This window comes from Deltaproteobacteria bacterium (assembly GCA_029858205.1).
Taxonomy (GTDB): domain Bacteria; phylum Desulfobacterota; class GWC2-55-46; order GWC2-55-46; family DRQE01; genus JAOUFM01.
Genome location: JAOUFM010000001.1, coordinates 167,554 through 189,526, shown reverse-complemented (window position 1 = coordinate 189,526; position 21,973 = coordinate 167,554). Strand labels below are relative to the sequence as shown.

The window sequence follows — 21,973 nt, the reverse complement described above, 5'->3', positions numbered from 1 at the left end:
TCCTTTGCCCTGAGGTTGTCTGCGCTTCTTACTTGCTCATGCCGTCCAGGAAGTCCTTGTTGCTCTTGGTGTTCTGGATTTTGTCCAAGAGGAACTCCATGCTCTCTATCGGGTTTAGCGGCTGGAGCACCTTCCTAAGTATCCAGATGCGGTTTAGGTCTTCCTTCGCAATAAGGAGTTCTTCCTTACGCGTGCCGGACTTATTTAAGTCTATGGCAGGGAAGAGCCTTCTCTCGCCAAGCTTTCTGTCGAGAACGATTTCCATGTTACCGGTACCCTTGAACTCTTCGAATATGACCTCGTCCATACGGCTACCGGTCTCGACAAGCGCGGTTGCGATAATCGTAAGGCTTCCGCCGTTCTCGATGTTCCTTGCTGCTCCAAAGAACCTCTTTGGCTTGTGAAGGGCGTTAGAGTCCACACCGCCGGAAAGCACCTTTCCGCTTGGCGGCACTACCGTATTGTATGCCCTCGCGAGCCTTGTTATAGAATCGAGCAGTATTACCACGTCCTTTTGGTGCTCGACAAGGCGCTTTGCCTTCTCAATCACCATCTCCGCTACCTGCACGTGGCGCTGCGCCGGCTCGTCGAAGGTCGAGCTTATGACCTCGCCCTTTACGGAGCGCTCCATGTCAGTGACCTCTTCTGGCCTCTCGTCTATGAGAAGCACCATGAGCACGACTTCCGGGTGGTTCTTTGTAATAGAGTTAGCTATCTTCTGGAGGATGGTCGTTTTACCGGCGCGAGGAGGGGACACGATGAGTCCGCGCTGGCCTTTGCCAACGGGCGTGAACATGTCCATTATGCGCATCGAGGTGTCGCCCTTTGGCGTTGTCTCGAGCTTGATTCTTTCCTGCGGGTAGAGTGGCGTAAGGTTGTCGAAAAGTATTTTCTCTCTGGCAACTTCCGGGTCTTCGAGGTTTATGCTCTGGACTTTAAGAAGCGCGAAGTATCTCTCGCCTTCCTTGGGAGGCCTTATCTGGCCTGTCACTATGTCGCCTGTTCTTAGGCCGAACTTTCTTATCTGCGAGGGCGAGACGTATATGTCGTCCGGGCCCGGCAGGTAGTTATAATCCTGGGCCCTTAGGAACCCGAAGCCGTCGGGAAGGGTCTCTAAAACTCCTTCGCCCATGATGGCTCCGTTCTGGTCGCTCTGGGCCTGGAGTAGCGCGAATATCAGGTCCTGCTTACGCATTCCCGTTGCGCCCTCGATATTGTACTGCTTGGCCATTGCCGTGAGGTCGTTGATTTTCTTTTCTTTCAGGTCTTTTAGGTTCATACTCTCTTCTTCTTAGGGGTTTTTGTTTACGGATGGTTCGGTGGATTGTCTATTGTATTTAGCAATTGCCTTGCGCTTTGGCCTTTATGCCTGCCGTGCGGCAAAGTTTGCGGCGCATTCGGTGCGCGCGGACTCATACGCCTGGTGCTGTCATTGTATATGTTTTAGTATGAGGATGTTTTTAAAGGGATTTATAAATAAAACTCTGCTTTTCTATAAGCGTTATTTGGTTGTTTTTTAGGGAATGCGCTCCGGCAAAACTCTATATGAAGTCGTTTGTGACGGGATAGTCAAATCTACCACACGGCGATTCCCGTGTCAACTGTTTTTCTGGCCAAAGGCGGCGGGAGGGCCGCTACGCCGTCAGCTTCCTGTACGCCTCCCTGACCTGCTTAAGTGTTGCCTCCATGGTCCCGTTATTGTCTATTACGAAGTCTGCGTAGGTTTTCTTTTTATCAAGCGGCATCTGGGATAAGTCCCTGGCTTTTATCTCGGTAAGCGTCAGGTTATCCCTCTTCATCACGCGGTCGAAGCGTATGTATTCGTCTGCAACCACGACGATTATCTTGTTCATTATGCGGTGGTGCCCGACTTCGATTAAGAGCGCGGCGTTTACGACAATCGGCGTCTTTGGCGATTGCTTTTTGAGGGCCTCGGCGCGCTTTTCTATTTCCTTCATTATATGGGGGTGCGTTAGCTCGTTTAGCCGCTTGAGTTTCCTTGCGTCGCTAAAGACTACTGCGGCAAGGGCCTTCCTGTTGACGGCGTTGTCCTTGCCAAGGATTTCCTTGCCGAATTCCTTTACAACATCCTTGTACGCAGCCTGCCCGGGAGCCATCATGTCGCGCGCAACCGTGTCGGCGTCTATGACGCTACAGCCAAGCTTCTTAAGCTCTGCCGCGACCGTGCTCTTGCCGCTTCCTATGCCTCCTGTGAGCCCTATCATCATAGCCATCATATCACCTTAGCGATATAAATGCCAGCTGCCGCCCGGTGACGGCCTTGTCTTTTCTGTACGAAAAAAAATCGTTATTCCTGCATGACGTGCAGGATGCGCTTACAGAGATGTTTTCTTCTCGAAGGCCGTGCAGAGCGAGTTCGAGTTTCGTTGCGAGGGCGATGTCGAGAGAACGCGAGCTGCCGTGTGCCTTGCCAAAGAACTCGTCTCTGTTGCTTCTATCGGCAAATGCGTCGTATACATCAAAGCCTACCACGTAGCAGCAGGGGCCGATATACGGGCCAAGCGATGCGATAATGTTTTCGGGCTTTGCGCCAAACGCCTGTTCCATTGCAGCAACCGTCTTGGACGATATGCTTTTTTGTGTGCCCCTCCATCCGGCGTGGCACGCGCCTATGGATGCGGTCTTCTTGTCGTAGAAGATTACCGGCAGACAGTCTGCCGTAAGTATGCCGATAGAGGTGTTTCTTATATCCGTAATCACAGCGTCTGCAGTCGGCGCGTGAGAGGGCAGGGCGGCGGCCTTAAGCATGTACACCTCGTCGCCGTGCACCTGTTCAAGCGTAAATATTTTTTCGAGGCTGAAGGCCTTTTTTACAAGTCCGCGGTTTTTCTCTACGTCGGTCGAGCTGTCGTTTACATGAAAGGCAAGGTTCAGGCTCGTATACGGCGCCTTGCTTACTCCGCCCTTTCTTCCTGTAAAGGCGTGTATGACGCCTTTTTCATTCGAAAGGAGGGGGGAGGTTTCGTAGCCTATGCCGTCTTTACTTAGCATTCTTCTATCGTCTTTAAGAGGTTTGCCATGTCCAAAGGGTAGGGCGCCTTGAACGCGATTTTCTTTTTCGTTGACGGGTGCGTAAAGCCAAGCGTCATGGCATGGAGCATCTGCCCTTTGATTGCCTTTAGCGCTTTTTTCACGTTCCCGGGAAGGTTATCCGGAAGCGTTCTTCTTCCGTACACGGGGTCTCCGACAACAGGGTGGTGTATGTGTAAGAGATGCGTCCTTATCTGGTGTGTTCTACCGGTCTTTGGCGTTATCTCCAGGAGCGTGAACCACTTGTAGCGCCTTAGCACCTTGTACTCTGTCTCGGCGTGCCTTGTCTTTCTGCTCCTTGGCGATACCTTTGTCCTGTCCTTTATGTCCCTGCCGATAGAGAGCGTTATGGTGCCTGAATCGGCCTTTACCTTGCCCCATACGAGCGTGTGGTATGTCCTCGATGTCGAGTGCTCTCTGAACTGGGCGGCCAGCGAGGTGTGGCTCTTGTCGTTCTTTGCAGCGACTATTGCGCCCGAGGTGTCCTTATCGAGCCTGTGCACGATACCGGGTCTAAGTGGCGCGCCGATGCCCGATAGTTTGCCTTTTGTGTGGTGCATGAGGGCGTTTACAAGTGTTGCCGAGGGCCTTCCTGCTCCGGGGTGTGTGGTAAGGCCGCGCGGCTTGTTGACGACAACGACGTCCTTGTCCTCGTAGAGTATGTCGAGGGCGATGTCCTCGGCAACGGCCTCAAGCGGCGCGGCTTGGGGGATAGTGACCTCCACCATGTCGCCGGGCTTTAGCGTCCTGCTTGCCTTTGCCACGTTGCCGTTTACGAGCACGAGCCCTTTTTCAGTGAGTGTTTTGACGAAGGAACGGCTGATGTCAGGGATGTTTTGCGCTACGAATACGTCTATGCGCTGGTCTGCGTTTGATGTGTCTGCGCGCAGGGAATGTGTTGTTGTCATTTTTGGGTATATGCCTTGAGATGCCGCGCGCGCGTGTGCCGGCGCGCCTTCGGCTTACCAGATGTCGGACTCGATGTTGCCGCTTCTCTTTATAAGGATGTCTACGAGCGCCTTGTTGAAAAAATTGGTCGTCTTGATGAGTTCGGGGTCGACCCTGGTGTTGTAGAGTTTCTCGCCCTCGCGTATTTCGTCTGCGAGAACCTCGAACACGTTGTCGTTCTGAATGCCCTTTTGTATCTTTTCCTTGTTGTAAAGGACTATGTCAGATACGATCGTTCTTGCCAGCCTCGCGGCCGCTTCCGGGTTGTTTACCAGTGCCATCGGAGTCCTTTTCCTTAGAGAGTTCCCTTACCAGTATCTCTGCGCTGAACTCGGCGTTCTTCATGACGAGCTTTTCCGCTTCGTTCTCGTCTTTTTTCTCGAAGGCCGCTATTATGGCGTCGTGCTGCTTTGTGGATGCTTCCATTCTTCCGGGCAGGCTTAGCGCCATTACCCGAAGCCTCTCGAACTGCCTTACCACCTGGTGCGACATGTCGCAGAGCTTGTTATTTCCGCAGAGCCTTAAAAATATCTCATGAAACTGGTTATCGAGCCTGAAAAACCCCTTGACGTCGTTTTTCTCGGCGCACTTAACCATCTGGCGGTTCAGATCCTGTAACTTCTTTATATCCTTTTCCGATAGCTTAAGGCAAGCTTTTTTTGCGGCATAGCCTTCGAGCAGGCTCTTTATGGCGTAGAAGTCCTTCACATCCGAGGCAGATATCGAGCTTACGACAGCGCCTTTTCTCGGCACTACCGTTATAAAGCCCTCGCTCTCGAGTTGCCTGAAGGCCTCGCGTATGGGAGTTCTGCTGATGCCAAAACTCTCCGATATCGAGTGCTCCGGGACTCTCTCTCCCGGGTGGAGCTTACCCTTTATGATAGAGTCCTTTACGAACTCTACGATTCTTTCCCTCAGGGTAAGGGGCTTTTCTATCTCTGAGTCGAAAACCCGGAGTTTGTCCATGACTTTATGTATACTGTGTCCAGAAGAAAAAGTCAACCCATATTTTCCCGTTTTGTTTAAGATTATTGAGAGGTTTGGGAGGCGTATTTTTGATGATTTCCGGTCAATAATGTTTTATAATTAATATAAATGGCAAATATGAAAGATATATTTTTTACGCATGTGCCGTATCGCATGCTTGTAGAGCGCATAGACGATGTTGTTTTCATGGGGCTAAACCCCGAGGTCTATCTCGATGCCGACAGCCTTGATTCGGCCAAGTCGGACGACGTCAAGCGCGTTTCGGCAATGCTAAAGGAAAACGGCCTTCGCACCACCGTGCACGGCCCGTTCATGGAGCTATCTCCTGGCTCTCCGGACCCGAAGGTAAGGGATGTAAGCCGAGACAGGTTCCTTCAGGCAATCGAGGTGGCAGCCCCGCTTTCTCCGGTAAGGATAGTGCTTCATGCAGCCTATGATTCAAGGCGTTTTGACGGAGATGTGGGGCTCTGGCTCGAAGGCAGTAAAAAGACCTGGCCTGGCGCCATAAAGGCTGCGAAGGCTGCAAATACCGTCATTGCGCTAGAGAACGTGTTCGAGGAGGGGCCCGGGCCCATGAAGGCCCTTATGGACGCATTTACTGATGACGCGGAAAACTTCGGCGTCTGCATAGACGCAGGGCATTTGAATATATTCTCCGAGGCCTCTACCTCAACGTGGTTTAGCGAGGTCGGTAACAGGGTAAGGGAGGTGCATCTGCACGACAACCACGGCTCAGTTGACGAGCATCTGCCAATAGGAGAAGGGGTAATAGATTTTAAGTTCTTTTTTTCGCATTTAAGAAAGCACGCAATCGATTACGTGCATACCATAGAGCCGCATGGCGAGGAAATATTAAAACGGGCCCTTGCCGCAGTAAGGCAGTTTGTAGGAAGCGGCGCCAAATAGTTTCAACTGCCTGAAACTGCTTGACAATTAGGATAACGCAGGATATTATTAATAACTTGATTTTTGTAAGGTATTCGCACTTGGTTTTAGTCGTTTTTACGGTGAAGGATGTTTGAAGGACTTACAGATAAGCTTCGTGGCGTATTCAAAGACCTTCGCGGCCACGGCAGGATAAGCGAGTCCAATGTCGAAGCGGCCCTTAAGGACGTCCGCATGGCCCTGTTGGAAGCGGATGTCAACTTCAAGGTCGTAAAGGAGTTTGTAGAGGCCGTAAAGTCAAAGGCCCTTGGCCAGGAGGTGCTCTCAAGCCTCTCTCCTGCCGAGCAGTTTACGAAGATTGTCTACGACGAGCTTACCGCCATGCTTGGCGGCGAGGCAAGCGGCATAAACTACAAGGGCCGGCCCTCGGTTGTGATGCTTGTGGGGCTTCAGGGCTCCGGTAAAACGACAAGCACGGCAAAGCTTGCGAGGCTCATAAAAAAGACCGGCAGGTCTCCGTATGTGGTTCCGGCCGATTTATACAGGCCGGCTGCAGTTGACCAGTTAAAGAAACTTGCCTCCGATGTAGGGGTCGATTGCTTTGATTCTGCAGCGTACAAGGACGCAAAGAACGTTTGCAAGGACGCCTTCGAGTACGCGAAGGCAAAGAACTACGATACGCTGATCGTCGACACCGCCGGAAGGCTCCATATAGACGAGCCTCTGATGAACGAGCTTAAGGCCATAAAGGCCATGCTCGAGCCTTCCGAGATAATGCTTGTTGCAGACGCCATGACAGGCCAGGACGCTGTCAACACGGCAAAGGGCTTTGACGAGGCTGTAGGGCTTACCGGAGTAGTGCTCACCAAGCTCGACGGCGATGCAAGAGGCGGCGCAGCGCTTAGCATGCGCATGGTCACAGGAAAGCCCGTCAAGTTCGTAGGTGTTGGAGAGAAGACAGACGGTCTTGAGGTTTTTCATCCGGGTAGGATGGCCGGAAGAATCCTCGACATGGGAGACATCCTCTCGCTTGTCGAGAAGGCCCAGGCAGAGGTAGACGAAGAGAAGGCAAAAGAGCTCGAGAGAAAGATAAAGAAGGACGCCTTTACGCTCGAAGACTTTAAGGACCAGCTCCAGAGCATAAAAAAGATGGGTTCCGTAGAAAGCCTTCTTTCCATGATACCGGGCTTTGGCGCGATGCAGAAGGCAAAGGGCGTTCAGATAGACGAGAAAAACATAGTGCGCGTGGAGGCGATAGTGAACTCCATGACGAGAAAAGAGCGGCATAATCCGAAGCTCCTTAACGCGAGCCGGAGGATAAGGATAGCAAAGGGCAGCGGCACTACCGTGCAGGACGTAAACAGGCTTATGAAGCAGTATGAGCAGATGCGGGAGATGATGAAGCGCGTTAAAAAGGGCGGCATGGGCGCGATGAAAAATCTCTTGTCTGGAATGCGGCATTAATGTAGAATATAGGGCAGTTAACCAATAACCAAGGAAGGGGTAAGGAGAAAATGGGAGTAAAGATAAGACTTACGAGAAAGGGCACTACAAAGAGGCCTTTCTACAGGATAGTGATAGCGGACTCGAGGAGCCCGAGGGACGGTAAGTTCCTGGACATCGTCGGCACCTACGACCCGTCCAAGGCAGAGTCACCGCTTGTTCTTAAGAAGGAAAAGATAGAGCAGTGGGTAAATAAGGGCGCGACCGCAACAGATACCATAAGAACGCTCTTTAAGAAGGCAGGCGTTAGCCTGAAGGCTTCAAAGGCCGCGTAATGGGGCGCGTGTCAGGGGAAGTACGGGCCTGATAAAAATGCAGGCAAGGTTTTTTAAGCGGTGCGCGCAGTGGGGCGCGTGGCCGTGTGTAGCAGTAACAGCAGTAAGAAAGCGCTGATACTCAAACTCGTGCAGGGGGTGAACTGAAAATGAAAGAGCTAATCGAACAGATAGCAAAGGCATTGGTGGATAAGCCGGATGAAGTGAAGGTTTCCGAGATAAACGGCGAGAGGACGTCTGTAGTTGAGCTCTCGGTTGCAAAGGACGATCTTGGCAAGGTAATAGGCAAAGAGGGCAGGACGGCAAAGGCCCTTAGAACGATCCTCACCGCTGCATCGACGAAGATGAACAAGCGGTCGGTACTCGAGATAGTTGAGTAGCGCTACGCTTATACCTGCCGGCAGGATTGCCGGGGTACACGGCGTAAAAGGGGAGTTAAAGATACGGGTTTACGCCGAAAGCGAAGAAGAAACAAAGGACTTCATAACCTCTGTTGCCTCCAAGTGGGGCCGCGTTACCGTTGACGGTGTCGAGTACGAGGTAACCGGACTCAGGGGGCATAAGGGGTTTTTGCTTACTACACTTAAGGGCGTAGACGATAGAAACAAGGCAGAAACGTTTGTCGGTAAGGATGTTCTCGTAAGCGAGGACCTTCTGCCAAAGCTTGACGACGGAGAGTTTTATATGTACGAGCTCGTCGGGCTTTCGGTCTATGCCGATGACGGACGGTATATCGGGAAGGTCTGTAATATCTTTTCGACCGGAGCCAACGACGTTTACGAAGTAAAGGGCCCGCTTGGAGAGGTGCTCATTCCGGCAATCGAGAATGTCGTGCTGGATGTAGACCTGGAAGAGAAAAAGATTACCGTGCACCTGCTCGAAGGCCTTATAGCAGATGAGGCTGAAGAAGAAGGCGGCGTTAAAAAGGACGTAGCCGGGGCTGTAAAATGAAGTTCTCGGTGCTGACCATCTTGCCGGGGTTTTTTACTTCACCTTTTGAGCAGAGCATAATCGGCAAGGCGGTTGAAAAGGGCGTAATAGCCGTGGATGTGGTAAACATCCGCGACTTTGCCGAAGATAAGCATAAAACGACCGATGACGCTCCTTACGGCGGCGGCAGCGGGATGGTGATGAAGCCGGAGCCGCTTATCAGGGCAATAAGGGCGGCGAGGGCGGCGAATCCCGGGGCGAAGGCAGTACTCACCTCGGCGCGCGGCAAGAAGTTGGATAGCAGAGCGGCGCGCGAGTTGGCAGCCCAAAATGGGCTTGTGATAATAGCCGGAAGATACGAGGGCGTTGACGAAAGGGTCTCCTCTTACGTTGATACGGAACTTTCGGTAGGCGATTATGTTTTAACAGGCGGCGAGGCTGCCGCGCTCGTTATAATAGAGGCTGTATCGAGGTTCGTTCCCGGGGTTCTTGGAAATGGTGAATCCGCAGAGAGCGAATCCTTTGAGCAGGGGCTTCTCGAGCATCCGCACTACACGAGGCCGGAAGAGTTCGAGGGAGCAAAGGTTCCGGAGGCGCTTATATCCGGCAACCATAAAGAGATAGGGAAGTGGAGAAGAAGGGAAAGCCTTCGGGCAACGTTTGAGCGAAGGCCGGAGCTTCTAAAGGACGCGGCGCTAGGGAAAGAGGATATAGAGTTTCTTAAAACGCTTGGGTACGTAGGGTAGGCGGGTTTGAAAAGAAGTTTATCAGTGAAACACAATCAAAGAGGAGGAAGTTGAAATGTCAGGGGTAATAGCGAATATAGAAAGAGAATATCTAAAGACAGGGCTTCCGGAGTTCGCTCCCGGAGATACCGTTGTCGTCAACGTCAGGATAAAAGAGGGCGAGAAGGAGAGGGTGCAGGCATTCGAGGGCGTTGTAATCAGGAAAAGAGGCGGCGGCGTAGGAGCAAGCTTCACCGTCAGAAAGATATCCTACGGCGTAGGGGTCGAGAGGGTGTTCCCGCTTCATTCTCCGTCGCTCGATTCGATAAAGCTAAAGACCAAGGGCAGGGCAAGAAGGGCAAGGCTCTACTACATGCGCGGGCTCCAGGGCAAGGCCGCCAAGGTCGCGGTAGCGGAGCGCTGAGCTTAGCCGCAAGGTTACATACGAGATATTCGAGAACCCCGTTGCAAAGGCAGGCTTCCAAGCCGCTTGCGCTTCGGGGTTTTTTGTTGTTATAATACGCGCTGTGGTCCTTGCGATGGATGCGTTCGAGAAAGAGGCCTTTGGGGCAGGTTTCAGGCTCGTTTGCGGTGTTGATGAGGCCGGCAGGGGCCCGCTTGCAGGGCCGGTTACGGCCGCTGCCGTGATATTTTCCGCACACCTTCCTCTTGACATAGGCATAAGGGATTCAAAAAAACTTTCCGAGAAGCGGCGCACCGCACTTGTTCCACTGATACACGAACGGGCCCTGGCCCTTGGGCTGGGTCTAGCCTGGCCAGAGGAGATAGACGAGATAAATATCTTGAACGCGTCGCTAAGGGCGATGGAGAGGGCCGTTGGCGAGGCCTTTAATGCGGCGCGCTGCGCCAAGGACGATTTTATGGTGCTGGTTGACGGCAATAAGCGCATCGCGAACTTGCCGTTTAAGCAGAGGACGGTTGTCTCCGGAGACGCGCTTAGCGTTTCCATAGCTGCGGCATCAATAATCGCCAAGACCGCACGCGACAGTATAATGCTTGCATACGACGGGCTGTATCCGGAGTACAACTTCGCCTCGCACAAAGGGTATCCCACGCGCGAGCACGTTGACGCGCTCTTGAAGTTCGGCCCTTCTCCGATACACAGAAGAAGTTTCGGTTATCCTGGAAGCGGGCGGGCGTAGGGGCGGCCTGATGTTGAAAAAAATCCTCAAAGGTCTTTTGGGAAAATGCGGGGACGGCGGCGTAAAACCGCTTGGCCAGGCAGGCGAGGACATGGCTGTAGAGTATCTTTCGAAAAAGGGCTTTAAGATACTCGAGAGAAACTTCAGGACAAGACACGGCGAGATAGACATAGTTTGTATGCACGGCACGGTACTCGTGTTCGTCGAGGTCAAGACGAGAAAATCGTTTAAGTTCGGCTCTCCGAAGGATGCTGTTGGCAGGGGTAAGATATCGCGTTTCACGACCGCCGCAAAACAGTACATGGCGCGTTCAGGCTACGGCGGGACCGTTAGGTTCGATGTGCTGGCTATAGTAAGGAGCGGCGAGGATACGGCGATAGAGCATATAGAGGGCGCCTTCGACGTTTCCGAGTAAGCGCGCGAAAAAAGTGACAGGTATGGGAGGTTAAATGGGCGAAGACAGTAAGTGGATAGAAGGAAGAAATGGCTTTCTGGTGGCGGCTGCTGCCGTTTTGGTGGCGGTGCTGCTGGTCTATCTGCGCACCCTGGGGTATGACTTTCATTTCGATGATAAGCATACCATTTACGAAAACAATACAATCCGCTCTCTATATAACTTCTGGCCTCCGTCGGGGCTGCGCTACATAGGCAACCTTAGCTTTGCCATGAACTACGCTATTGGCGGCAATAATGTCTTCGGTTATCACGTCGTAAATATTTTAATCCACGTTATAAACGGCATTCTCGTATGGCGGTTAGCGCTGCTTCTGTTCGATACCCCCACGCTCTCCGGAGCCCCAAACAGGAGCAGGGCAAGGGAGTATTGCATCGCCCTTACGGCCGCGCTGTTCTTTGCCGTCCAGCCACTTAACACCCAGGCCGTTACCTATATCGCGCAGCGCTTTGCCTCGCTCGCAACGCTTTTTTACCTCGGCGCTGCAGTGTGTTACCTTAAATACGCCGTTACTCGAGGCGCTGCCATAGGGCCTTTTGGCAGCGGGCGCGTCTATTATGTCGTTGCCGTTATTTTTGCCATTCTTGCCGTCAATGTGAAGGAGGTAAGCTTTACCCTGCCGTTCATGCTCGTGTTTCTGGAGCTTGCGTTCTTTCCGGCAAGAGAGATGCTGAGAGCGAATAAGCTTCTTGCGTTTTTGCCGTTCTTTTTTGCGGCTGCGCTTATACCGCTTTCGTTCGTAAGGAGCGTCGATGCTATTTCTGTTTTGCCCGGAGCCGCGGCTCCTACTGTCGGCGATATAATCGGCGGGCTCGCGAACGTACCTGCGGAGACAAAGGACATCTCGCGCCACGATTATCTCGTTACTCAATTTCGGGTGGTAGTGACGTACATGCGACTGCTGGTGTTCCCGATAAACCAGAACCTCGACTATGATTATCCGATTGCCACGCGGTTTTTCTCAGCGCCTGTGGTGTTGTCGTTGCTCTTTCTTATGTTCGTTGCCGCGGCTGCAGTATTCGCTTATTTCAAATCGAAAAGTAGAGGCGGATATGCCGGAGTGCTTCTCGGGTTCGGCGCGGCGTGGTTTTTTGTTACTCTCTCCGTTGAGTCGAGCGTTATACCCATACGCGACGTTATTTACGAGCACCGTATGTATCTGCCGCTTGCCGGCGTCTCGATAGCAGTGAGCGCGGTATTTTACCGCGTGTTTTGCCGTGTGCTCGGGCTTAGCCCGTTAAGAACGGTGTTTATCGTGTCCGTTATAGCGGTGTTGCCGTATGCTGCTGCCGCGTATGTAAGAAATGGCGTATGGAAAGACGAAATAACGCTTTGGCAGGATGTCGTTAAAAAGAGCCCTGATAAGGCAAGGGGGTATAATAACCTTGCCGTTGCTTATCAACTGGCCGGGCGCTATGAGGATGCGTTAGTGCAATATAAAAGCGCCATTGCCAAGGATCCGGAGATAGTCGAGCTTTATAATAATATAGGGCTTACGTATGTAGCCTTAAAGCGTTACGATGAGGCCGAGGCTAATTATAAGGAGTCCATAAGGCGCAGCACCAGGTTTTATGAGCCGTATACCAACCTCGGACGCCTCTATGGTTCTCTCGGGCGCTACGGCGAAGCTGAGCTGTACTTGAAGGAGGCTTTGAGGATAAAGCCAGACCATGCGAAGGCGTTTTACGGCCTCGGCGAGGTATACATGGAGCAGGGATATTTGGATAAGGCCGCAAAGGAGTTCAGGGCGGCCATACGCCTTGATTCCGGCAATCTTAGCGCGAGGGTCGCACTTGCCAATTTATACCTTGCCACAGGAGAGTTTTCCTTGGCCGTGGAGCAGTTCGTTGAACTAGAAAAACTCGACTACAGAACCCCTGACCTTTACTATAATCTAGGCGTTGCGTATCTGCGTATGGGCAAGAAGAAGGAGGCCGTGGCCGAGTTTGAAAAGGTTTTAAAGCTGGATCCTTCGGATACCGGAGCACGGCGCATGCTTGATGCCGTGGTAAAGGGGCTTTGACGCTTCGCCTTATCTCGTCCAGATATTTTGTGGAGTGCCGGGCCGCTTTTCGTGAGGTGACGTGTCTACAGACGGTACGGGGGGAGGCTCGGTGGTCTTTCGTTTTTCAGCGCTTTGCTCGTCCTGTTCGTAGGATTTCTTGAGCTTGCCCATGAGTTCGTCCTTTAGCGCCAAGAGCTTTTTCGAAGCCTCTTCGCCGCGTCCTGTCTTTGCATCGCTTAGGAGTTTCTTTACGCGCTCGGTCTCGGAGGCGGCGTACCCGGACACGGTATCCGAGGCCTTTTTGTAGAGCTTTTTCCCGGTGACGCCGCTTAGTCTGAGTTTTTTAAGCTCCGCTACGGCTTCTTCCTTCTTTAGTCGTATTCTTTCAAGAGCGTCCTTTTCTGCGGGCAGGCCTTTTATAAGGGAGGTTTCCTCGTTATAAAAGTCCTCGACAAATGCGGATGCGTCGTTTAACATGTCCGCAAAGGCGAGAGCAGGGCTCATTACGAGCAGGGCGAGTATCAGGGCCTTTAGTTTGACCATAAATTGAGTATACGTTCAAGACGAGGCCGTGTCAAATGTTTTGGCGTAAAGAGGGATAATGGTAGATAAAAAGACTTTCTTCATAATAGACGGTACCTCGTGCGTGTACAGGGCCTTTCACGCCATACCGAGGCTTACCAATGCAAAGGGCGAGCCCACGAATGCTGTATACGGCTTTGCCCAGACGCTTCGTAAGATTATAAAGGACAAGGCTCCGGACCTTATTGCCGTGACCTTCGATGTCAAGGGGCCGTCATTTAGGCACGAGCTCTTTGATAAGTACAAGATAGAGCGGCCTCCGATGCCAGACGACCTTTCCTCCCAGATACCGTATATAAAGAAGATTGCCAGGGTCATGGGGCTGCCTGTGCTCGAGATGCAGGGTTTCGAGGCCGACGATGTTATAGCAACCCTTACCGCAAGGGCCCTTGCCGAGGGTGGTATAAAGGTCTGCATAGTCACAGGGGATAAGGACATGATGCAGCTTGTTAATGACGATGTTTGTATATACGACTATACAAAGGACAAGGAGTACGGCGAGGCAGGGGTTATGGAAAAGTTAGGGGTTCCTCCTCTGCGCGTGGTTGACCTTATGGCTTTTGCCGGAGACACCTCGGATAATGTCCCAGGCATAAAGGGCATAGGCCCGAAGACTGCTGCAAAGCTTGTCAATGAATACGGCTCCGTTGACGATATTTATTCAAATATTTCAAATGTTAAGCCGGAAAAGCTGATAGAGAAACTAAAAGAAGGCGAGGACATTGTCAGGCTCTCGCGCGAGCTTGTTACTCTAAGGCGTGATGTGCCTGTAGAGGGAGAGGTCTCGGGCTTTAAGCAGGCAGAGCCGGATTACGAAGAACTTGAGAATCTTTTAAACGAACTCGGGTTTACAAAGCTCGTAAAGGACCTCATACCTCGCCCTGAGGCTGTGGTTACAGGGTTTACGCCCGTTGACAGCGAAGAGGGGATAAAGGAGTTATCTAAGAAGCTTGCAGGCTCTGCCACATTGTCCGTGGTTCTTCTAAATGACGGCGAGGCCGGGGTGGCGTTATTTTCGAACGAGGCCTTTTATATCGACTCTCTAAAGGCCGGTGGGGCTGATACGGTTGCTGCCGCTCTTGCAGATGTATTAAAGGCCAAAGGCATAGAGAAGTCCACTGACGATGCAAAGGCGCTTTACAAGTTTTGCAGGCGGCGGGGTATCGAGCCTTCCGGCATTGTCATGGATACGTCGGTTGCATCGTATCTTTTAAATTCTTCGGCAAAGTCCCATTCCATAGAGGACGTGTCGTATGCATACCTTGGCGAGACATTACCTGCTACCGGCGAGGGCGGTCTTCTTGAGCCCGGGGCAGCGTCGGCAAGGGCGTCAATAGTAGCGAAGCTTACGCCGATACTTTCCGGGAAGCTTCGGGAAACAGGCATGGACGCTCTGTTTGTGGACATAGAGTTGCCGCTTTCATTCGTGCTTGCCGATATGGAAGAAGCAGGCATAGAGGTTGACGTTAAGTCGCTTGGCGCTTTGTCTTTGGAGATGGATAGCGAGCTAAAGCGTCTTGAAAAGGAGATATACGATGCGGCAGGGTGCGAGTTCAATGTAAACTCGCCAAAGCAGCTCTCCGAGGTGCTTTTTGGCAAGCTCGGGCTAAAGCCCGTTAAAAAGACCAAGACCGGGTTCTCTACCGACGAGGCCGTGCTCACGGCCCTCTCAACACTTCACAAGGTGCCGGCAGGGATAATAGCGTTTCGCCAGATAGCGAAGCTTAAGAGCACGTACGTGGACAGCCTTGTTGAGCTTGCCGATAAAAAGACCTCGCGCGTGCACACAACCCTTAACCAGACCGTTACGGCAACCGGGCGGCTCTCGAGCTCGAACCCGAATCTGCAGAACATTCCCGTAAAGGGCGAGTACGCGGCAAAGATACGCGGCGCCTTTGTCGCGAAAAAGGGCTTTAAGCTCGTGTGCGCGGATTATTCGCAAATCGAGCTTAGGCTTGTTGCGCATCTTAGTGATGACGCTGTGCTGATAGACGCATTCAACAAGGGCGAAGACATACACGCGCGGACAGCGAGCGAGGTCTTTGGCATAATGCCCGGAATTGTGACCTCGGAGATGAGGAGAAGGGCCAAGGCCATAAACTTCGGCATCATATACGGCATGGGGGCGCACGGGCTTTCCGTGGAGCTTGGCATCTCCGTTGGCGAGGCAAAGGGGTACATAGACATGTACTTTGAGCGCCATAAAGGAGTGAAGGCCTTCATGGATTCGACGATAAAGGAAGCCACAGAGAGCGGTTTTACAAAGACCCTTTTTGGAAGGGTGCGCTATATCCCGGAGCTTAATTCCTCGAATGAGCAGACGAGGCGCTTTGGCGAGAGGATGGCAGTGAATACGCCTGTGCAGGGCTCTGCAGCAGATGTAATAAAGGCAGCTATGCTGAAGGTGCATGACGGGCTTTCTCTAAACTTTCCCAAGGCGCGGCTTTTACTCCAGATACATGATGAATTGATAGTGGAGGCGGCGGATAACGAGGTTGATGAAATTGTAAAATTGGTAAGAAAGGAAATGGAGGGAGTGATTAGTCTCAAGGTGCCGCTTACGGTCAATGTAGGCAGCGCTGCAAGTTGGCAAAAGGCAGGGTAGAGAGCGATGTTTTGAGATTAGAATGTCCTTGACAGTTTACGGCAATGAGTAATATAGTTATATTATATATAGTAGTTATATTGTTCTTCAACAAGCTGTTTTGCTTGACTATTTCAAAGACGCTTCCTAAGGATGGATGATTTGTCTAAGGATGTCAAAAAGACGCAACAATCCAAGGAGCCAGATATGAATAACGACGATAGGCCTTATACAACAGGCGAAGTTGCCGATATGAGCAGCGTAACCATAAATGCCGTAAAGAAGTGGATAAGCGCCGGCAAACTTAATGCCTTTAGAACGCCAGGCGGGCACTATCGCATCAGGCGCGATGATTTCAAGACGTTCGTAAATAAGTACCGCTTCCAGATAAAGGAGTCTCTCTTTCCAGAGCAGTCGCGCATTCTCATAGCCGATGACGACACAGAGATACTTACGCTTTTTGTTAAGGCAATCGAGCACAGGTTTGGTTCTTCATGCCTGGTAGAGACAGCCTCCGACGGGTACGAGGCCCTTGTGAAGCTCGGGTCTTTTAAGCCCACGCTCCTTGTGCTGGACATAAGGATGCCGCGCATCGACGGCATCGAGGTCTGCAGGCGCATCAGAAGCGGCGGCCTTGCCAAGGGAATGCTCAAGATACTTGCGGTAACGGCATTCGGCGCAGCCGAGGCCGAGAGGGTAAAGGAGGCGGGGGCAGATGAGTGCCTTTTGAAGCCCTTAACAATAGACGCGTTCAACTCCGCAGTTGCAAAATTGATAGGCACTACAAGAGAGGCGGCCCTCTAAGCAGCTATTTCTCACCACACTCACTCTCCGCGCCGCACAAAGAACAACAAGATGAACAATACGCATTCGAAATCCGGATTTTCGATAATGGGCAAGTTTTGGCTCCTGATGGTCTTTTTCGTGGCCATCCTGCTTGTCAATGCCGTGTTCGTGACAAGGGCGCCAGGCGATATCGACAGATACGACGCGCTCGTAAACGACATTGCGCTTCTCGAGATAGACGTCGTAAAGTTCGAGTACCTTCTCGACATATATGTCGTAGCCGGGTCCTTCGAGTCCGGCCGCTCAGAGCTGCTTGACAGGGACGCAGGCCTCATATCCGCAGCCATAAAGCGCATGGAGGCCTCTGAGTCCGTGGCCGTGTTTGCCAATCCCGAGGCAAGGGCCCTTCGCGACGCAATATCTGCCAAATGGGATCTCGTGCTAAACGAGCTTAAGAGCATGCGGAGCGCAAAGGGCAGCGAGGCCCTGCTGCTCATACATAACTACGTAGATCAGCATACCTACGAGGTCTCCGAGCAGCTAAAGAAGTTAAGCGTCATAGTCCAGGGCTCGCGCAAGGCCGTTCTTCAGAGTAAGGCCGACATGGACTTTGCCGTGCATCTTTTTTCCCTCATTTTTTTTGCGGCAGCGGCCTTATATTACGGCATACGCGTGATGGCCCCGCAGCGCGAGTTCCTGCGCATTGTGCGCGGCGTGCGCGAGGCCGGCGGGGCAAACCTTATTGCACGCGAAGACATGGGCGGCGAGTACGCGGACCTCTGCCGCGACCTTATACGGATGAAGGCAGAGCACGACGAGTTCGAAAAGGCGGCGAAGACCAGGCTCTCGGATGCCGAGGGCGCGCTTGCATCCGAGCTCGGGCGCACGGAACTGGTTAGAGCCATGGCAGAGGCGTCGAGTTCGACACTTTCATACCACGACGTGTTCCTGACTACCCTTGCCAATGCGCTCGGGGTGCTTGGTTCCTCCGGGGCTGCGGTCTACGTGAATGACGGCCACAGGCTTAAGCTTCTCGTGTCCAAAGGTTTTTCGGGCTCATTTTTCTACAAGGGAGAGTTTGCTTCCGTAGTTGTCGGCAAGGGAGGCAAAGAGGCGGCATCTTTGCCGCACGTGTTCAACGTTGCTGCCGAATACCCCTCCGGCGATTTCAAGGGCGTTCTTATGGAAGAAGGAGTTGCCATGCTTGTGACCGCGCCCATGCGCGCAGCCGGCGAAATAACCGGAGAGCTTATGCTCGCGTTCAGGGAGACGAGGCAGTTAAATGAGAGAGAGACCGCCTTTGTCGCGGCCCTTGCACAGCTCTTTTCCGCCATATACGCGCATGCCGCGATATTTTCAAGAGAGTACTCGGCAAAGATGTTCTACGAGAATATGCTCGAGAGCATGTCGTTTGGCATCGCGGCCTTCGACAAGACGGGCAAATGCGTTATAGCCAATTCCGTTTTCAAGAAATATCTTTTGGGGCACGCCTCCGGTGAGTTTGCCGGCAATTACAACGTGCTCGAGGATGAACTGCTTATGCGGCAGGGGCTTGTCGAATACGTAAAGAAGGCATACGGCGGCGTTGCGGCCGAGTTTATATACGATAACACTCTGTCGCCAGGGATCGGCAAGAGGCCCGAGAAGATGCGTGCAACCGTGTCCCCGGTGTTTACCCCGGGCGGCAGTGTCGAGCACGTTGTGCTGAAGTACGATGCCATGAGTCCGGAAGACCGCGGGGTGAAGTCATGATGAACATGATGCGCGGTCTTAAGATATCGAACAAGCTCGGAGCGGTCTTCATCTTCCTTGCCGTCATGATGGTTATAGGCGGCGGTGTGGGGTATTACAACGCGACCGCTGTCGTAAGGATGGCTGGTGGGGTTTATGCAGGAGCATTTACGCTCTTCGAGACGCTTACAGATCTCGAAAACGAGCTGATGAGCGAAAGACAAGAGGTCCTTATACACGTGAGCCTCGACGATAAGGACTCCAAGGTGTTTTTGTCCGAATCCCTTAATGTGAGAAGGACAAAGATACGGGAATTGCTTTCCAAGTTTGAGAGCATGGCAAAGGAAGAGGACCATGCCTTGGTGGCTGTCTTTAAGGAAAATATCGAGAATTATTGGAAGTTCGAGGCCGAGCTAATAGGGCTTTCGCTTTCGGGTAAGAAGCAGCTGGCGCTAAGGGCCGAGAGCGAGAAGGTAAAACCGGCGTTCATGAAGGCGGTGTCTTCTCTCCACGATATGATAACCGAGGAGAAGAGCGATATCGCAGGCGGCTACCACGAGGCCGAAATGTTTGGCAACAGGGTTAACCTCATCACCGTGTCGGCAACCGCCATAGCGCTGATTGTGGCAATTGGAATGTGGTGGCTTCTTACCAGGTCCATCGTGGTGCCAATCCGGGTCATAGCAGAGTCCGCGCGCAAGATGACGGTTGGGGACCTTTCCCACAGGGCGGCGGTGCTTGGCGACGACGAACTCGGCAACCTGGCGCGCGACTTTAACAGAATGGCTGACGCCCTTCAGTACCACTACGACAACCTTGGCAAAGAGGTCGAGGAAAGGACAGAGGAACTAAGGCTCGCGAACGAAGAGCTTTCGGTAAAGAAGGTGGAACTCGAGAAAAAGAACGACCAGCTCGACAAGGCCAGCCGCATGAAGAGCCAGTTCCTTGCAAACGTTTCCCATGAGCTAAGGACGCCGCTAAATTCCGTTATCGGCTTCTCCGAGCTTCTTCAGGAGAAATCCTTTGGCGAGCTTAACGAGAAGCAGCTCCAGTACGTGAAGTTCATCAATACGAGCGGCACGCATCTACTAAACCTCATAAACAGCATCCTCGATCTTTCCAAGGTCGAGGCCGGGAAGATGGAACTCATGCCCGAGAACGTAGTGTTGAGCGACTTCCTCGTCGAGGTGATAAGCACGGTGCGCCCAATAGCGCAGAAGAGGAATATCTCGATAGAGGCCAAGGCAGCGCCTGTTTCTCCGGTGCTTAGCATAGACAGGGGCAAGATGCGCCAGGTGCTTTTAAATCTCATGTCCAATGCCGTCAAGTTCAATGTCGAGGGCGGCAGGGTGATAGTAGACTGGGACATACGCGAGGAACCGTTTGGCATGACCATGCGCCGCTTCCTGTTCATTTCCGTGCAGGATACCGGCATAGGGATAAAGCCCGAGGACATGGGCAAGCTCTTTCGGGAGTTCGAGCAGCTTGATCCGAGCGTTACGCGCGAGTACGGCGGCACCGGGCTCGGGCTCGCGCTCACAAAGAAGCTCATAGAGCTTCACGGCGGCGAGATATGGGGCGAGGGCGAGGAGGGCAAGGGCTGCAAGTTCACGATAAAGCTTCCTCATGCCGGAACAACGCTCGAGGTCGTGGAGCCGCAGGTGCTCTTTGACATGCAGCCCGGCGCAGCGGAGACGGCGGCGGCAAAGGCCGGCTACGAGAGGCCTCTTATACTGGTCGCTGCCGAGAGTAACGAGCTTGCCAAGCTCGTGGACGCGTACCTTAGTTCCCCCGACCTCTATAACGTCATAACGGCCTCCGACGGCGCCGAACTTGTCGATAAGGCCCGGGAGGAAAGGCCTTTTGCCATAGTCATGGGCATAGCGCTGCAGAAAAAAGACGGCTGGCAGGTTATGAAGGAACTTAAGCTTTACGAGGAGACACGCGACATACCGGTCGTTATTATTTCTTCGGCCAACGAGCGCGAGCTCGGCTTTGCGCTCGGAGCAGTGGATTACCTCGAGAAGCCCGTTGACAAGGGCATGCTCATGGGCGCGCTAAAGCGCCTTAGCTTCACAACCAAGGTAAAGAGCAGAAAGCTCTCAATCCTGACAGTGGACGACGACCCCCAGGTGCTGACGCTTCTTGGCGATATGCTAAAGAAGGAAGGTTTCATAGTGTTTAGAGCGCAAAGCGGCAAAGACGCCGTCGAGATTGCCACGGAAAAAGTGCCGGACCTGATAATACTCGACCTCATGATGCCCGAGATGAGCGGCTTCGACGTTGTGGATAAGCTGAAAGAGGGCTTTGCCACAAAGAACATTCCCGTCATGATATTCACGGCCAAGGACATAACGAGCGATGACAAGACGCGCCTTGGCAGCGGCATACGCAGGGTCATACCCAAGGCCGGCTTTTCCAAGGACGACCTTGTATCCGAGATACGACTTTTAGAGCTCGCGTACCCTGAAAAGGCCTTCATGGTGGATACTCTTACCAAGTCATATAACCGAAGGTACGTGGAGCTTCAGCTGCCGCGCGAGGTGGCGCGGAGCGAGCGTTACGGACAGGCCTTCTCTACAATGTTTGTAGGCGTCGATAATCTAGGCGACATAGCTTCGAAGTACGGCATAGAGGCCGCCAATACGGTGCTGTGTGATATTTCTGAGTTCCTGCAGAGCAAGCTTCGAAGGGCGGATTGCTGCGCGCGTTACGATGATGACGTGTTTTGCGCGATACTCCCGGGCACTGCCGTGGACGAGACAATACGTGTTGCCGAAAAACTTAAGGAAGGGCTGATGGAGCACGGCTTCAGGGGAGTACTGCCGCCGGGCACGGTCTCGCTAAGCATCGCCATCATATCCTGTCCCGACAATGCCACCGATGATATCTTGACAAAGCTCGAAGGCACGCTCAGGAATTCGAGGGACACAGGCGGCAACAAGATATCGGTTTACGGAAGGAAACGTAGCGATGGCTGATAAAAAGCTCAAGATACTGGTCGTCGAGGATAACTTCATGAACAAGGTGCTCGTTAAGGAGATACTCACCCTAAACGGGTACGAGATAGTCGAGGCCTCGACAGGCGCCGAGGCCATCAAGGCCGCGAAGGCCGAGATGCCAGATCTTGTGTTGATGGACCTGCATCTGCCCGAGGTCGACGGTTTTACCGCCACGCGGATAATAAAGCAGGATGCGCATTTGTCTGCTATCCCGGTAGTCGCGCTTACGGCCTCTGCCATGAAGGGCGACAGGGAGAAGATAGTGACCGAGGGGTTCGACGGCTACGTACAAAAACCAATCGACATAAAGAAACTGATAGAGGAATTGGAAGCTTGTCTCAAGGCCGCGAAAAAGTAAGCCC

General features: G+C 52.7%; 22 protein-coding genes. 15 read left to right on the top strand and 7 right to left on the bottom strand.

The genetic code is table 11. The annotated features are described in order from the left end of the window. Positions 1-28: 28 nt before the first annotated feature. The 6 genes from rho to OEV59_00925 all read right to left on the bottom strand — a co-directional run bounded on the left by rho (position 29) and on the right by OEV59_00925 (position 4,965). Positions 29-1,279 carry a transcription termination factor Rho gene (gene rho, locus OEV59_00950; protein MDH4226310.1) on the bottom strand — a complete coding sequence of 417 codons (1,251 nt, stop codon included), beginning with the start codon at positions 1,277-1,279 and terminating at the stop codon, positions 29-31. Positions 1,280-1,634: 355 nt separating this feature from the next. After that, positions 1,635-2,234, bottom strand: a complete 600-nt coding sequence (gene coaE, locus OEV59_00945) for a dephospho-CoA kinase (GenBank protein MDH4226309.1) — start codon at positions 2,232-2,234, stop codon at positions 1,635-1,637. A 4-nt stretch (positions 2,235-2,238) separates the two neighbouring features. Further along, positions 2,239-3,012 carry a peptidoglycan editing factor PgeF gene (gene pgeF, locus OEV59_00940; GenBank protein ID MDH4226308.1) on the bottom strand — a complete coding sequence of 258 codons (774 nt, stop codon included), beginning with the start codon at positions 3,010-3,012 and terminating at the stop codon, positions 2,239-2,241. Beyond that, positions 3,006-3,959 (bottom strand): RluA family pseudouridine synthase, encoded by a 954-nt coding sequence (locus OEV59_00935; protein ID MDH4226307.1) that lies wholly within the window; start codon positions 3,957-3,959, stop codon positions 3,006-3,008. The genes pgeF and OEV59_00935 overlap by 7 nt, the downstream gene beginning before the upstream one ends. A gap of 54 nt (positions 3,960-4,013) precedes the next feature. Further along, entirely contained in the window at positions 4,014-4,280 is a 267-nt protein-coding gene (locus OEV59_00930; protein MDH4226306.1) for a hypothetical protein, read from the bottom strand. Continuing rightward, positions 4,222-4,965 carry a GntR family transcriptional regulator gene (locus OEV59_00925; GenBank protein MDH4226305.1) on the bottom strand — a complete coding sequence of 248 codons (744 nt, stop codon included), beginning with the start codon at positions 4,963-4,965 and terminating at the stop codon, positions 4,222-4,224. Before OEV59_00925 ends, OEV59_00930 begins: the two co-directional genes overlap by 59 nt. Positions 4,966-5,103: 138 nt before the next feature. On the opposite strand from OEV59_00925, the gene OEV59_00920 reads away from it, so the two are divergent. From OEV59_00920 to OEV59_00875, 10 genes are all read left to right on the top strand, one after another. Next, positions 5,104-5,892 (top strand): sugar phosphate isomerase/epimerase, encoded by a 789-nt coding sequence (locus tag OEV59_00920; protein ID MDH4226304.1) that lies wholly within the window; start codon positions 5,104-5,106, stop codon positions 5,890-5,892. Between the two features lie 108 nt (positions 5,893-6,000). Beyond that, positions 6,001-7,335 carry a signal recognition particle protein gene (gene ffh / locus OEV59_00915; protein ID MDH4226303.1) on the top strand — a complete coding sequence of 445 codons (1,335 nt, stop codon included), beginning with the start codon at positions 6,001-6,003 and terminating at the stop codon, positions 7,333-7,335. A gap of 50 nt (positions 7,336-7,385) precedes the next feature. After that, positions 7,386-7,649: a 30S ribosomal protein S16 gene (gene rpsP, locus OEV59_00910; GenBank protein MDH4226302.1), complete on the top strand. Its 264-nt coding sequence runs from the start codon at positions 7,386-7,388 to the stop codon at positions 7,647-7,649. 149 nt (positions 7,650-7,798) lie between these two features. Then, positions 7,799-8,029: a KH domain-containing protein gene (locus OEV59_00905; protein MDH4226301.1), complete on the top strand. Its 231-nt coding sequence runs from the start codon at positions 7,799-7,801 to the stop codon at positions 8,027-8,029. After that, positions 8,022-8,600: a ribosome maturation factor RimM gene (gene rimM / locus OEV59_00900; GenBank protein MDH4226300.1), complete on the top strand. Its 579-nt coding sequence runs from the start codon at positions 8,022-8,024 to the stop codon at positions 8,598-8,600. The genes OEV59_00905 and rimM overlap by 8 nt, the downstream gene beginning before the upstream one ends. Then, positions 8,597-9,325 (top strand): tRNA (guanosine(37)-N1)-methyltransferase TrmD, encoded by a 729-nt coding sequence (trmD, locus tag OEV59_00895; GenBank protein ID MDH4226299.1) that lies wholly within the window; start codon positions 8,597-8,599, stop codon positions 9,323-9,325. Before rimM ends, trmD begins: the two co-directional genes overlap by 4 nt. A gap of 55 nt (positions 9,326-9,380) precedes the next feature. Continuing rightward, positions 9,381-9,728, top strand: coding sequence for a 50S ribosomal protein L19 (gene rplS / locus OEV59_00890; GenBank protein MDH4226298.1), 348 nt, complete (start codon positions 9,381-9,383; stop codon positions 9,726-9,728). 115 nt (positions 9,729-9,843) lie between these two features. Then, the gene (locus tag OEV59_00885; GenBank protein ID MDH4226297.1) at positions 9,844-10,467 is read left to right on the top strand and encodes a ribonuclease HII; all 624 of its coding nucleotides are present in this window, start codon (positions 9,844-9,846) and stop codon (positions 10,465-10,467) included. A 10-nt stretch (positions 10,468-10,477) separates the two neighbouring features. Further along, positions 10,478-10,882 (top strand): YraN family protein, encoded by a 405-nt coding sequence (locus tag OEV59_00880; protein MDH4226296.1) that lies wholly within the window; start codon positions 10,478-10,480, stop codon positions 10,880-10,882. A gap of 34 nt (positions 10,883-10,916) precedes the next feature. Beyond that, positions 10,917-12,944 carry a tetratricopeptide repeat protein gene (locus OEV59_00875; protein MDH4226295.1) on the top strand — a complete coding sequence of 676 codons (2,028 nt, stop codon included), beginning with the start codon at positions 10,917-10,919 and terminating at the stop codon, positions 12,942-12,944. Positions 12,945-12,953: 9 nt separating this feature from the next. On the opposite strand, the gene OEV59_00870 is transcribed toward OEV59_00875, so the two are convergent. Further along, on the bottom strand, positions 12,954-13,469 hold the full coding sequence (locus tag OEV59_00870; protein ID MDH4226294.1) for a hypothetical protein: 516 nt from the start codon (positions 13,467-13,469) through the stop codon (positions 12,954-12,956). Between the two features lie 58 nt (positions 13,470-13,527). Between OEV59_00870 and polA the strand changes: the two genes are divergently transcribed. From polA to OEV59_00845, 5 genes are all read left to right on the top strand, one after another. Then, on the top strand, positions 13,528-16,113 hold the full coding sequence (gene polA, locus OEV59_00865) for a DNA polymerase I (GenBank protein MDH4226293.1): 2,586 nt from the start codon (positions 13,528-13,530) through the stop codon (positions 16,111-16,113). Between the two features lie 186 nt (positions 16,114-16,299). Continuing rightward, positions 16,300-16,896, top strand: a complete 597-nt coding sequence (locus OEV59_00860; GenBank protein MDH4226292.1) for a response regulator — start codon at positions 16,300-16,302, stop codon at positions 16,894-16,896. Between the two features lie 51 nt (positions 16,897-16,947). Beyond that, entirely contained in the window at positions 16,948-18,630 is a 1,683-nt protein-coding gene (locus OEV59_00855; GenBank protein ID MDH4226291.1) for a GAF domain-containing protein, read from the top strand. After that, a complete protein-coding gene (locus tag OEV59_00850; protein MDH4226290.1) occupies positions 18,627-21,590 on the top strand; it encodes a response regulator in 2,964 nt (987 codons plus the stop codon). Before OEV59_00855 ends, OEV59_00850 begins: the two co-directional genes overlap by 4 nt. Next, positions 21,583-21,969, top strand: a complete 387-nt coding sequence (locus OEV59_00845) for a response regulator (GenBank protein MDH4226289.1) — start codon at positions 21,583-21,585, stop codon at positions 21,967-21,969. The genes OEV59_00850 and OEV59_00845 overlap by 8 nt, the downstream gene beginning before the upstream one ends. Positions 21,970-21,973: the final 4 nt, after the last annotated feature.